This window comes from Mesorhizobium sp. BR115XR7A (genome assembly GCF_020165315.1).
Taxonomy (GTDB): domain Bacteria; phylum Pseudomonadota; class Alphaproteobacteria; order Rhizobiales; family Rhizobiaceae; genus Mesorhizobium; species Mesorhizobium australicum.
Genome location: NZ_JAIUHW010000010.1, coordinates 124,200 through 136,460, shown reverse-complemented (window position 1 = coordinate 136,460; position 12,261 = coordinate 124,200). Strand labels below are relative to the sequence as shown.

The following is a 12,261-nucleotide window of genomic DNA, read 5'->3' as shown; positions in this document are numbered from 1 at the left end:
CTCAGCTCCGCGACTGCGAAGCGGTGATGATCTGCGCGCCTTCCTCCAGGCCGGAGGTGATCTCGGTCAGTTCGCCATCGGTCGAACCGATCTTGACGTTGACCGGATGCGGGCGGCCGTTCTCCAGCACATAGAGCGTGCGGGAACCATCGGTCGGGGCCTTCGCCACCGGGCGCTGGCGATTGCCGCGGCCCATGCGGCCGGTGAACAGGTCGCTCAGGCTCCAGCCGCGCGCCGCTTGCTGCGCCGGGCGATAGCGGAAAGCGGACGAGGGCACGGTGAGCACGCCCTTGGCTTCCCTCGTGACCACAGAAACGGTGGCGGTCATGCCGGGCCGCAGCAGCAACTCGTTGTTGTCGACTTCGAGCCGCGCATTGTAGGCGACGACGCCGTCCGTCGTGACCGAGGCATAGGAGATGTCGCGGATTTTGGCATCGAACGGCCGCTCCGGGAAAGCGTCGACGGTGAAACGGGCATGCTGGCCCGACTTGACCGCGCCGATATCGGCTTCGTCGACCGCCGCCACCAGTTCCATGTTCCTCAAATCGGCGGCGATGATGAACAGCACCGGCGCCTGCAGCGAGGAAGCGACCGTCTGGCCGGGGTCGACCGAACGCGTCAGCACGATGCCGTCGATCGGCGCGTAGATGGTGCTGTTGGCAAGGTCGGTCTGCTGCGACTTGAGATCGGCATTGGCGATGGCGAGATTGGCCTCGGCGCTATCGAGTGCCGCCTTGGAACGGTCGCGCGTCGCCGTCGCCGCCTCGAGCGACTGGTCGGTTGCCATGCCACGCTTGGTCAGGGCCGCGGCGCGGACAAGCGCGCTCTCGTTCTCGGCGAGCGTCACCCTGGCGTCCTCCACATTGGCGGCCGCTCCCTTGGCGGACGCTTCGGCGCGTTCGATCTGGACCTGCAGCTTGGCGGTGTCGAGGGCCGCCAGCACGTCGCCCTTCTTCACCTGCTGGTTCTCGTTGACCGCGACCGAGCGTATGATGCCTGAGAGCTGGCTTGATATGTCGACCTGGGTGAGCGGCTGCAGCGTGCCTGTCGCCGACACCTGGACGGTGAGGTCGGCCTTGGCGGCCGGCACCGTGGTGTAGTCAATCCTGGTCGGCGTGCCCGCATACCATTGATAGAGGCCAAGGCCGGCGGCAAGCACGATGAGGGTCAGCAACGCATAGAGCCAGCCACGCCGGCGCGTCTTGCGCCGACCGGTCTGGTCGAGCCCAAGCGCCGTCTCGATGGCGGAATCCGATTCCGTCTTTGGCAGATTGACAATCTGGTCCACGTCGGACCCCTATGATGCGTAATGTCCCTGTCTGTGCACAGATCAGGCTTACCGGTTCGAATATCAAATTAAATTTCGCCCATGTTGGGATTGAGGCAGGGATGCAAACCCGGAATTACTTGCTTTATGATGTGTTTACGACCGAGCGACTGGCTGGCAACCCGCTGGCGGTGGTGTTGGATTGCAAAGGTCTGGACACGGCCGCGATGCAGGCCATCGCGCGCGAGTTCAACCTGTCCGAATCGGTTTTCGTGTTGCCGCCGGACAATCCCAAGCACCGCAACCGCATCCGCATCTTCACGCCCGACTATGAAATGCCATTCGCCGGCCATCCGACGGTGGGCTCGGCCATCGCGTTGGCCGAACTGGCGGGCGAGGGCGGCGCCGGCATCTTCGTGCTTGAAGAGAACATCGGCCCGGTGCGTTGCGCGGTCAGCACGCATGATGGCGCCACCTTCGCCGAGTTCGACCTGGCGAAACTGCCGGAGCCGCTGAAGCTGGAGGCCGATCCGGAGGCGATCGGCGCTGCCCTTGGCCTGGCGCCGCACGAGATCGGCTTCGAGAATCACCGCATCGCCTTCTGGTCGGCCGGCGTGCCCTATGTGACCGTTCCTGTCGCCAATCTCGAAGCGGCGGGCCGCATCCAGCTGGACAACCAGGCGTGGTCGGAACTGGCGCCGCGCAAGAGCGAATGGGCCTTCGCCAGCCCGTACGTCTATTGCCGCGAAACGGTGAACCACGAAAGCGCTTTCCATGTCCGCATGATCGTTCCCGGCACGCCTTCCTATGAGGACCCGGCGACCGGTTCGGCGGCGGCGGCCTTCGCCGGCCCCATCATGCATTTCGACGGCTCGACGGACGGGGTTTCGCAGCTATGGATCGAACAGGGACTGGAGATGGGCCGGCCGTCGCGCATCCGCCTCGAACTAACCGTGCAAGGCGGAAAACTGGCGTCCGCGCGCATTGGCGGGCATGCGATCAAGGTGGCGGAAGGCAAGCTTTTCGCCTGATTGGAGAGAGCCTCGGTCGATTTGTCGGGAAATGATTCCAGCAGGGCTGGACAGGACCGGTATCGGCGGCTATATGCCCGCCAACGCCGGTTTTTGCCGGCCGAGTGGGTGCGTAGCTCAGTTGGTAGAGCAGCTGACTCTTAATCAGCGGGTCCACAGTTCAATCCTGTGCGCACCCACCAAATTCCTAGAAGACTTGGTGGAAAGACCCTGAAGGCAAGAGGCGTTTGGCGCGTCTCGCACCGCAATGGCCGTTCACTGCGCCGCTTTGCCAATACTGGCCTTGAACTTGACCTTCATGGCGATCTGCCCGGTCACCGTCATCTGCGATCCCGCAGCGCCTCCCATGCTGCGATCCCTGGCGTTGACGTTCGTGGTCACGCTGGTTACTCGCACGTGTCGGCGACGTATCGAGCACCATGGCGCAACTGGCGGCAGCGACCTTGTAGAACGAACGCAGCGCGGCTTGCTGCTGTGTGGCGACATCCTCTTCGTCCTTGACAGGAAGGGTCATGGTCAGGCTGGACTGGACCTTGGCCAGCCCATCGTCGCCCGCGTGCCGGAAGCGGCCGTTCTCATCGACATACTGCGAAAAGCTGGCGCAGCAGTGCCGAAAAGCAGTGCAATGACAATTATCGCCTTCAAATACATCGCCTGATCTCCACATGAGATCTACTGATCTCACGTAACAATCAAAACGACGTTATTATTTTGGCTCAATCACGTTAAAAGTTTGACGGATTATTTCTCCGAAACCCCAGCCTCGGCAAAGCTTGCCATCGTCGCATGGCACTCCAGCGCCGAGCGGACGATGTTGACGGCCAGACACGCGCCGGAGCCTTCGCCGAGCCGCATGCCGAGATCGAGCAGCGGCGGCAGGGCGAGCGCTTCGAGGAGGCCGCGGTGACCCGATTCGGCTGAGACGTGGGCGGCGATCGTATGGGCAAGGCCGGTCGGGTGCAGCTTCGCCAGCGGCGCGGCGGCGGCGGTGCAGACGAAGCCGTCGAGCAGCACGGGTATGCCGAGATGGCGGGCGGCGAGCGTGGCGCCGAAGATGGCGGCGAGTTCGCGCCCGCCGAGCGCGGCAGCGATGCCCAGCGGATCGGCGAGGGCCGCGGCGTGGCGCTTCAGGCCGGCTTCGATGGCGACCACCTTGCGCTTCAGGCCGGCGTCGTCGACGCCGGTGCCGCGCCCGGTCCATTTTTCGGCGCCGCCGCCGAACAAGGCAGCCGAAATGGCGGCGGCGGGCGTGGTGTTGCCGATGCCCATTTCGCCAAAGCAGATTAGGTCGAGGTCTTTCGTCACGGCGTCATAGCCCGCCGAGACAGCGGCGAGGAAGGCCTTCTCATCCATTGCCGGCACTTGCGTGAAGTCACCGGTGGGATGGTCGAGATCAAGCGGGATGACGTCGAGTTCCGCGCCGGCGATGCGGGCGAGCTGGTTGATGGCGGCACCGCCGCCGGCAAAATTCGCCACCATCTGCACGGTGACTTCGGAGGGGTAGGCCGACACGCCCTGCGCGGTGACGCCGTGGTTGCCGGCGAAGACGAAGACTTTCACGCGGTCGAGCCTTGGCATGTCGCGGCCTTGCCAGCGCGCCAGCCAGGCGGCGATCGCTTCGAGTTTGCCGAGGCTGCCTTGCGGCTTGGTCAGCGTGTCCTGGCGGCGAGCGACGGCACTGGCGGCCACTTCGCTGCCGGCAGGCAGGTCGAGGCAGGCGGCGCGCAGTTCATCGAGGGATTTGAAGGGCATGGGGGCAATGTCTCCGGAAGGGAATCAGGTCAAGGGGGTCAGGAAAGGGCGACGGAAGCGACGAGAAGCACCGCGATTTCGCTCAACTGCTGCAAGGCGCCAACGGTGTCGCCGGTCTGGCCCTCGATCTGGTTGAGGCAAAGGGCGTGGAAGGCGGCAAAGAACAGGCCGAGCAGGATGAGCGCGGCAATGGCGCCGCCAAGCCCGAGCAGGAGCAGTGGTATCGCGCCGAGCACGGCTCCGGCTATTGCCGTTTCGAGCGAAACGGTGCCGGCGCCAGCCGACAGGCCGTCGGACCGCGCCGGTGGCAAGAGATGCATGAAGGCGCCGAGCACGCCACGCGAGGCTGCGTGCGCCGCCACGAGCGCAAACAGAGCCTGTGTGGGTTCCACCACTTGCGACAGCGCGCTCCAGCGGATCAGCAGCGACAGCGCCAGCGCCATGGCCCCATAAGCGCCGATGCGGCTGTCGCGCATGATCTCGAGCTTGCGGCCGCGCGACTTGCCGCCGCCGAAGCCGTCGGCAACGTCCGACGATCCATCCTCGTGCAGGCACCCCGTGGTAACCACGGTTGCAACAAGGGCAAGGGCAGCCGCCGGCCCAATGGCAAGGCCAAAGCGTTCCGCCGTGGCAAAAACGATGGCGCCGATCAGGCCGACGACAAGGCCGGCAATGGGGGCGGCCCAGATCGCGGCGGCGAGGTTGCGGCCGCGAAAATCAAACACGGGCAGCGGCAGGCGGGTGAAGAAGAGCAGGCAAAGCGCGATGTCGTCGAGGACTTGCCGGGGCGACAGGGTGATTTTCGGGAGCTTCATGACCCTAGCTCCTCGCAATCGCATGAAAGAAGGTGCCGCTGACATGGCCGCGCCGGTAGCCTGAGGCGCCGAGCGGATTGCCCTGGCCATCGGCAAGGTCAGCCAGCGGCTCGTCATTGCCGGTGGCCGTCATCTGCGCATAGTGGAATTCGTGACCCCGGATCAGCGCGCCCTGCGAACCCAGCGGGCAATCGGCACGCAGCCGAGCCTCGCGGTAGCCAAGATTCATCTTGCGCCTGGCGAAGCTGGTGGAATGGCCGAGCAGGCCGAGCATGCGATGCGTTTCGCCTGATGCATCCTCCATCGCTTCACCAAGCACCATGAAGCCACCGCATTCGCCATGGATCGGCTTTGTCGTGGCGAAACGTGCCATCCCCGCATGGAAATTCGCGGCGGCCGTGAGTTTGCCGGCATGAAGCTCGGGATAGCCGCCGGGCAGCCAGCAAACATCGCAATCCTCGTCCGGCGCTTCGTCGGCGAGCGGCGAGAACGGGACGATTTCCGCGCCGGCCTTGCGCCAATAAGCGGCGACATGCGGGTAGAGGAAGGTGAAGGCGGCATCCTCGGCAAGCGCGATGCGTTGACCGGGCGGCCGCAGCGCGTCGGCGAAGGAACCTGCTGCCGGGGCGAAGGGCGTTGCCAGGGCCATGACCGCGTCGAGGTCGAGCGACTTCTCCGCCGTGTCGGCGAGCCGGTCGAGATGCGCCATCAGGTCGTCATATTCGCCGGCCTGGACGAGGCCGAGATGGCGCTCGGGCAAATTGAGCGAGGGGTCGCGCAAAATAGCGCCGACGACGGGCAGGCCGATCGCCTCGATGGCGTCGCCGGACAGCTTCCGATGGCGCTCGCTGCCCAGCCGGTTGAGCACGACGCCGGCCATGCGCACATCCGGGTCGTACGTGGCAAAACCCTTGGCGACGGCCGCCGCCGTCGTCGACTGGCCTGACACGTCGAGCACCAGCAGCACCGGCAGACCGTAGAGCCGGGCCAGATCGGCAGCCGAACCGGTGCGGCCAGGCGAGGCCGGGATGCCGTCGAACAGGCCCATGGCGCTTTCGAGGATGACGAAATCGGTGTCGTCGGCCGCTTGTGCGGCGAGCGCATTGAGCAGCGGCGGCGACATCGCCCAGCTGTCGAGATTGACGCCGGACAGGCCGGTGGCGGCGGTGTGGAAGCCGGGGTCGATATAGTCGGGGCCGGACTTGGCGCCGCGCACTTTCAGGCCACGCCGGGTGAGTGCGCGCAGGATGCCGATGGTGACGCTGGTCTTGCCCGAACCAGAGCGCGGCGCGCCGATGATGATCGCCCGGGCCGTCATGCCCCGCCCGCCAGCGCCGCGCGCATGGCGACGATGCCGCCGACGACGATCAATGCCGGCGAGGCGAGCCCGGCCGCCGCCGCTGCCTCGGCAATGGTGGCGAGCGTGGCGACGACGGTCCTTTCCCGCGGCGTCGTCGCGGCGACGATCACGGCCGCCGGTGTCGATGGCGCCAGTCCGCCGTCGAGCAGGGCGGCTGCTATGAGAGGCAGATTGGCCATGCCCATATAGACGACGACCGGCTGGCCGGTGCGGGCGATCGCCGCCCAGTCGAGATCGTCATCGGTGCCGGCGGCGTGGCCGGTCGCCAGAATGACAGCCTTGTTGATGCCGCGCATGGTGGCGGGAATGCCGGTGGCGGCGAGCGCGCTGAGACCCGAGGTCAGGCCGGGCAGCACCCGGAAAGGGATGTTTTGACGCGCCAGCGCCAGCGCCTCTTCGCCGCCACGGCCGAAAATATAGGGATCGCCGCCCTTCAGCCTGATGACGCGGCGGCCTTCGCGCGCCAGTCGAACCAGCAGAGCGGTGATGTCATCCTGCTTCATCGAGGGCTTGCCGCCGCGTTTTCCCGCAAAGAAAAGCTCGGCATTTCCGGCAACAGCAACCACATCGGGCGAAACCAGCGCGTCGTAGACCAGCGCATCCGCCTCGGCCAGTGCCGCCAGCACCTCCAGCGTCAGGCAGCCGGGATCGCCGGGACCGGCGCCGGCCAGCCAGACATGCCCCGGCTCAAGCGGACGCGGCTTGAAGTTCAGCAGTGCGAGCGCCTGTTCGAGTGTGGCGTTTTCGCGGTTATTTCCAGTGCTGGCGCTCACAATCCGTCCCGTCCGCGAAAACGCCGCTGGTAGTGGGCGTCGTATAATGAACTCTCGCCGAAATCTTGTGCCGCCAGCGAGCGGCCGACGAAGATGATGGCCGTGCGCTCCATCGGATCGGCCGCCAGTTGTGCCTCGATGGATTCCAGCGTGCCGGTCATCACGCGCTGGTCCGGCCAGGAGGCGCGGAAGACGATCGCCACCGGGCAATCGCCGCCATAGTGCGGCGTCAGCTCGGCGACGACGCGGTCGATGGCGTGGATGGCAAGGTGGATGGCCAGCGTGGCGCCGGTGCGGCCGAAACCGGCCAGCGTTTCGCCCGGCGGCATTTTCGACGCGCGTCCGGAAACGCGGGTCAGCACCAGGCTTTGCGCGACTTCGGGGATGGTCAGCTCGCGGCGAAGTGCGGCGGCGGCGGCCGCGAAGGAAGGGACACCCGGCGTCAGCGTGTAGGGGATGTTATGCTTTTCCAACCGGCGGATCTGCTCGGCGACGGCACTCCACACCGACAGGTCGCCGGAATGCAGGCGGGCAACATCATGACCGGCCATGTGGGCGGCCACATATTCAGCCTCGATCTCGTCGAGCGACATCGGCGCGGTGTCGATCAGCTTCGTTCCCGGCGCGCAATGTTGCAGCAGTTCCGGCGCGACGATGGAGCCGGCGTGGAGGCAGACCGGGCAACTCGCCAGGAGCCTTGCGCCACGCAGCGTGATGAGGTCCGCCGCACCTGGGCCGGCGCCGATGAAATGGACGGTCATGGCGCGTCTCCGCTGATGGCGATGGCGCAGGTGACCGGACCGAGCACGGTGCGGGACCCAAGCAGCGTCGCGCCTTTGCCGGCGACGGCAAGGGCGGAGGCTTCCGAGACCGATGACGTGCCCGCCAGCTCCCGCGAGAGGCTGGAGCTGCTGAGCGTCCCCGGCGAGGCGGCCTGAAGGGCTGCGTCGTCGACGATAATGACGGGAAGGTTCAGCTTGCGACCGGCGGCGGCGATGGCGTCTTCATCCTTCTTGAGCGCCGCGGTGGCCAGTGCCGAAAGAGCTGTCATCGCGAGGCCATGCGTTTCGAGTGCGGTTTCTATGGCCGCGAGCACGTCCTCGACGGTGACGCCCCTTCGGCTGCCGATGCCCGCGACCATCATGGCTTCACCCAGCTCCATTGCGTGACGGGCATGGCCGGCCGCCATGCCTGCATGGAGCCGACCGGCGAAGCGCGGGAGATGCCGATGCGGGTGAGGTCGCCGCCGCGCTTTGTGTGCTGGGCGAGGAGCAGGGCTTCCATTTCCAACGTCACCGCGTTGGCGACAAGACGGCCGCCGGCGCGCAAGGCTCTGATGGCGGCATTCATGACGCCGGCGTCGCTGCCGCCGCCGCCGATGAAGATGGCATCAGGTGTCTCCAGTCTGGCCAGGGCCTTGGGCGCGCTGCCTTCCACAATGACGAGGCCGGGAACGCCGCAGGCAACGGCGTTGTGGCCGATGCGGGCGGCGCGAGCCGGGTCGGCCTCGATGGCGATGGCGCGCAGCGAAGGGTGGGCGAGCATCCATTCGATGCCAATCGAGCCCGAGCCGGCGCCGACATCCCACAGCAATTCGCCCCGCCTCGGCGCCAGCGCCGACAGGGTGATAGCGCGGATTTCGCGCTTGGTGATCTGGCCGTCATGCTCAAACAGATGGTCGGCGAGGCCTGCCGTGAGCGACAGCACGCGCGCCTGCGGGGCCGAATCAATTTCGATGGCCAGGACATTGAGCGGATTGATGTTTTCGAGGTCGAAAGCATCGGCGCGAGCCGAGCGCAATGTCTCCTTCGGCCCGCCCAACGCTTCCAGCACCGTCAGCCGCGAAGTGCCGAAGTCGAGTTCGGCGAGCAGGCGGGCAACCGCCGCCGGAGCGAAGCCATCGGATGTCAGCGCCAGGATGCGGGCGTTGGGCTGCAGCAGTGGGCGGATCAGGTCGATCGGGTGGCCGTGCAGTGAGACGGTCTCGATATCCTGTAGCGCCCAGCCAAGCCGCGCCGCGGCCAGCGACAACGCCGACGGCGCTGGTATGACGTGCATCTCGCGCGGCTTGACCTTGCGGGCGAGGGTGGCGCCGACCCCGTGGAAGAACGGGTCGCCGGAGGCGAGCACGCAGACGTTCCTACCGGCAAGCGCCAGGACGTCGGCCATCCCGGCATCGAAAGGAACCGGCCAGGGACGCGGCTTGCCCTTGGCGAAGGAAGCGACGAGCGCCAGGTGCCGCTTGCCGCCGAAGATGAACTCCGCCTCGGCGATCCGCCGCTTGGCCTCGTCGCCGAGACCCGCTAAACCGTCCTCACCGATGCCGATGATTGTGAGCCATCTCGGGTTGGGCTTGGCGGCGCGCGGACCCTCAGCAGGCATGATGACCCACCGCATTCTGATCCTTGGCGGCACCACCGAAGCCCGGCAACTGGCCGGAAGACTGGCGGCGCGCGCCCATTGCTCGGTCACGCTGTCGCTGGCCGGCCGTACGGAAAACCCCGTCGCGCAGGGCGTACCCGTGCGAAGTGGAGGGTTCGGCGGTGCCGACGGTTTGGTCGCTTATCTCAGGGAGACAGGCACTGGTCTGCTGATCGACGCCACGCATCCCTACGCGGCGCGTATCTCCGCCAATGCCGCGCAAGCGGCACGCGCCACTGGCGTGCCGATCCTTGCCTTGCGGCGTCCGGGCTGGGATGTCGTCCAGGGCGACCGCTGGCTTGAGGTGGACAGCGTTGCCGGGGCGGCACGGGCGCTTGGACCGGCGCCACGCCGTGTATTTCTGGCGCTTGGCCGGCAGGAGGTCACCGCCTTCGAGGCCGCACCCCAGCACCACTACCTCATCCGCAGTGTCGATCCGGTCGAGCCGAAGCTGGTTGTGCCCGATGCCGACTATCTGCTGGCGCGCGGGCCGTTTGGCGAGACCGACGAGCGCGTGCTGCTCGAAAAGCATCGCATCGATGTCGTGGTGTCGAAGAACAGCGGCGGCACGGCGACATACGGGAAGATTGCCGCGGCGCGAACGCTCGGCATCGAGGTGATCATGGTGCGCAGGCCCGTCCTGCCGGATGTGCCCTCGGCTGACACAGTCGAAGCGCTGGCCGCGATGGTCCGTCATTTCGTCGAGCCCGATGCCGAGCGCGGCGTGTAGACCAGCGCCGGCTTTTCGCCGCGCCTGATGATCCGGGTCTCCGGCGAGCCGATGATGATGCAGGTCGCCATGTCGGCCTTTTCTGCGTCGACATCGGCCAGCAGATAGACCTCGATGCGCTCGTCGGGCCGGCCGGCGGCGCGGCCGAAGATCACCGGCGTCGTGCCGGGCAGGATGGCGGCCAGGCATTCGAAGGCGCGGCCAAGCTGCCAGGGACGCGCCTTGCTGATCGGATTGTAGAGCGCGATGACGAAGCCGGCGCCGGCCGCCGCCAGAAGACGCAGTTCGATCAGATCCCAAGGCTTTAGATTGTCGGACAGCGAGATAGCGCAGAAGTCGTGGCCAAGCGGCGCGCCGATGCGTGCGGCGACCGCGAGCATGGCGGTGACGCCGGGCACGACGGCGACATCGACCGTGCGCCATTCGGCTGGGCCGGCCTCGATGGCCTCGCAGACCGCTGCGGCCATGGCGAAGACGCCGGGATCGCCGCCCGACACCACGGCGACGTCGTGACCCTCGGCGGCCTTGGTCAAGGCATCCTTGGAGCGGGCGAGTTCCTCGCGGTTGTCGGAAGCGACACGGGTCTGGTCCGGGCGCAGGTCGAGCCGGTCGAGATATGGCTTGTAGCCGTAGAAGAATTTTGCCTCGACGATAGCGCGGCTGGCTTGCGGCGTGACCTGGTCGGCATTGCCGGGCCCAAGGCCGATGACGGTGAGACGGCCGCTCATATCTGGGCTCCAGCCGCGCCCGGTCGACCGGACCAGCCGGCAACCAGCACGATGGCGAAGTAGGGCGCCTTGTCGTCCGGCTTGTCGGCAAGTTTCATCGAGACGCTGCCGGCCATCGTGCCGCGCTCGACATAGACGGCGCGCGTCAGCCTGCCGGTCGCCTCAAGCGCGCGCCTGATCTTGGGTAGGTTGCGGCCGACCTTCATGATGACGGCGGCGTCGGTGTCGGCGAGGCGGCGCGTCAGCTCGAACTCGCTCATCGTGCCGGGCAGCACGGTCAGCACGTCGTCGCCCTGGACGATCGGCACACCGGTCTGCGACCAGCAGCCGGACATGGCGGTGATGCCGGGGATGACCTCGGTGGGGAAACGATGGGCAAGGCGGACATGCAGGTGCATGTAGGAGCCGTAGAACAGGGGATCGCCTTCGGACAGCACGGCAACCATCCTGCCGGCGTCGAGGTGCTCGGCGACCTGTTCCGCCGACCCCTCGTAGAAACCCGTGATCTGCGACCGATAATCGTCGTGATCTTTGTCGATCTCGGTGGTCACGGGATAGAGCAGCGGCAGTTCCAGCATGTCGGGCCGGAAGCGCGCCTCAACGATGGCGCGCGCATTGCTGTTGTTGCCGCGTTTGGCGAAATACGCCACGACATCGGCCTCGGCCAGCACCCGCGCGGCCTTCAGCGTCAACAATTCTGGGTCGCCGGGACCGGTGCCGACACCAACGAGACGGCCTTTGGGGAGCGCGTTCACAGACCCGGCCTCGCCAGTGAATTGAGCGCGGCGGCGGTCATGGCGCTGCCTCCAAGCCTGCCGCGCACGATGGCATAGGGCACGCCATAGGAATTCTCGGCCAGTGCGTCCTTGGATTCGGCAGCGCCGACGAAGCCGACCGGCATGCCGATAATGGCCGCCGGCTTCGGCGCGCCATCGCGCAACTTCTCCAGGAGATAAAAGAGGGCGGTCGGTGCGTTGCCGATGGCGACCACCGAACCGGCGATGCGCTCGCCCCAGAGGTCGATGGCGGCCGCCGAGCGGGTATTGCCGATCTGCCTCGCGATGTCGTGCGTGCGCGGGTCGCGCAAGGTGCAGATCACCTCATTGCCGGCCGGCAGCCGGGCGCGGGTGACGCCATGCGAGACCATTTCGGCGTCGCAGAAGATCGGCGCGCCGGCGGCAAGGGCTTTGCGCGCGGCGCTGACGAAGTCGGGGGAGAAAACGAAATGACTTGCTGCCTCGACCTGGCCGCAGGCATGGATCATGCGGATGGCGACATCGGCCTCGGCCTCGGAAAAGCGCGAGAGATCGGCCTCGGCGCGGATGATGGCGAAGGAGCGCTCGTAGATCGCCGTGCCGTCGTGGATATAGTCGTAGGCGGCCAT

At 66.7% G+C, this 12,261-nt stretch carries 14 protein-coding genes and 1 tRNA gene; 4 read left to right on the top strand and 11 right to left on the bottom strand.

The annotated features are described in order from the left end of the window. Position 1 precedes the first annotated feature (1 nt). Entirely contained in the window at positions 2-1,288 is a 1,287-nt protein-coding gene (locus LB557_RS21635; protein ID WP_224643851.1) for an efflux RND transporter periplasmic adaptor subunit, read from the bottom strand. A 101-nt stretch (positions 1,289-1,389) separates the two neighbouring features. Here LB557_RS21635 and LB557_RS21630 point away from each other — a divergent pair, with 101 nt between their 5' ends. From LB557_RS21630 to LB557_RS21620, 3 genes are all read left to right on the top strand, one after another. Next, a complete protein-coding gene (locus tag LB557_RS21630) occupies positions 1,390-2,298 on the top strand; it encodes a PhzF family phenazine biosynthesis protein (protein WP_224643852.1) in 909 nt (302 codons plus the stop codon). 106 nt (positions 2,299-2,404) lie between these two features. After that, a tRNA-Lys gene (locus tag LB557_RS21625) sits at positions 2,405-2,480 on the top strand. 101 nt (positions 2,481-2,581) lie between these two features. Next, positions 2,582-2,956: a hypothetical protein gene (locus tag LB557_RS21620; RefSeq protein ID WP_224643853.1), complete on the top strand. Its 375-nt coding sequence runs from the start codon at positions 2,582-2,584 to the stop codon at positions 2,954-2,956. A gap of 83 nt (positions 2,957-3,039) precedes the next feature. Here the strand turns inward: LB557_RS21620 and cobT are convergent, their stop codons facing one another. The 7 genes from cobT to cbiE are packed head-to-tail and all read right to left on the bottom strand — an operon-like array spanning position 3,040 to position 9,380. After that, positions 3,040-4,050, bottom strand: coding sequence for a nicotinate-nucleotide--dimethylbenzimidazole phosphoribosyltransferase (cobT, locus tag LB557_RS21615; protein WP_224643854.1), 1,011 nt, complete (start codon positions 4,048-4,050; stop codon positions 3,040-3,042). A gap of 38 nt (positions 4,051-4,088) precedes the next feature. Then, positions 4,089-4,865 (bottom strand): adenosylcobinamide-GDP ribazoletransferase, encoded by a 777-nt coding sequence (locus LB557_RS21610; RefSeq protein ID WP_224643855.1) that lies wholly within the window; start codon positions 4,863-4,865, stop codon positions 4,089-4,091. Positions 4,866-4,869: 4 nt separating this feature from the next. After that, positions 4,870-6,183 carry a cobyrinate a,c-diamide synthase gene (locus LB557_RS21605; RefSeq protein WP_015317324.1) on the bottom strand — a complete coding sequence of 438 codons (1,314 nt, stop codon included), beginning with the start codon at positions 6,181-6,183 and terminating at the stop codon, positions 4,870-4,872. Beyond that, positions 6,180-6,998 (bottom strand): uroporphyrinogen-III C-methyltransferase, encoded by an 819-nt coding sequence (cobA, locus tag LB557_RS21600; protein ID WP_224643856.1) that lies wholly within the window; start codon positions 6,996-6,998, stop codon positions 6,180-6,182. The genes LB557_RS21605 and cobA overlap by 4 nt, the downstream gene beginning before the upstream one ends. Further along, on the bottom strand, positions 6,995-7,759 hold the full coding sequence (gene cobM, locus LB557_RS21595) for a precorrin-4 C(11)-methyltransferase (RefSeq protein WP_140660990.1): 765 nt from the start codon (positions 7,757-7,759) through the stop codon (positions 6,995-6,997). The genes cobA and cobM overlap by 4 nt, the downstream gene beginning before the upstream one ends. Next, positions 7,756-8,142: a cobalamin biosynthesis protein gene (locus LB557_RS21590; RefSeq protein ID WP_140660991.1), complete on the bottom strand. Its 387-nt coding sequence runs from the start codon at positions 8,140-8,142 to the stop codon at positions 7,756-7,758. Before LB557_RS21590 ends, cobM begins: the two co-directional genes overlap by 4 nt. Continuing rightward, complete coding sequence (cbiE, locus tag LB557_RS21585) at positions 8,139-9,380, bottom strand: precorrin-6y C5,15-methyltransferase (decarboxylating) subunit CbiE (protein ID WP_224643857.1); 1,242 nt, start codon at positions 9,378-9,380, stop codon at positions 8,139-8,141. The genes LB557_RS21590 and cbiE overlap by 4 nt, the downstream gene beginning before the upstream one ends. Position 9,381: 1 nt before the next feature. Between cbiE and LB557_RS21580 the strand changes: the two genes are divergently transcribed. After that, positions 9,382-10,149 (top strand): cobalt-precorrin-6A reductase, encoded by a 768-nt coding sequence (locus LB557_RS21580; protein WP_224643858.1) that lies wholly within the window; start codon positions 9,382-9,384, stop codon positions 10,147-10,149. Here the strand turns inward: LB557_RS21580 and LB557_RS21575 are convergent. Genes LB557_RS21575 through LB557_RS21565 form a run of 3 tightly spaced genes read right to left on the bottom strand, consistent with a single transcriptional unit; the run spans position 10,113 to position 12,261 of the window. Continuing rightward, positions 10,113-10,877, bottom strand: a complete 765-nt coding sequence (locus LB557_RS21575; protein WP_224643859.1) for a precorrin-3B C(17)-methyltransferase — start codon at positions 10,875-10,877, stop codon at positions 10,113-10,115. The genes LB557_RS21580 and LB557_RS21575 overlap by 37 nt on opposite strands. After that, complete coding sequence (locus LB557_RS21570) at positions 10,874-11,632, bottom strand: precorrin-2 C(20)-methyltransferase (RefSeq protein WP_140714737.1); 759 nt, start codon at positions 11,630-11,632, stop codon at positions 10,874-10,876. The genes LB557_RS21575 and LB557_RS21570 overlap by 4 nt, the downstream gene beginning before the upstream one ends. Then, a complete protein-coding gene (locus tag LB557_RS21565; protein ID WP_140615803.1) occupies positions 11,629-12,261 on the bottom strand; it encodes a precorrin-8X methylmutase in 633 nt (210 codons plus the stop codon). Before LB557_RS21565 ends, LB557_RS21570 begins: the two co-directional genes overlap by 4 nt.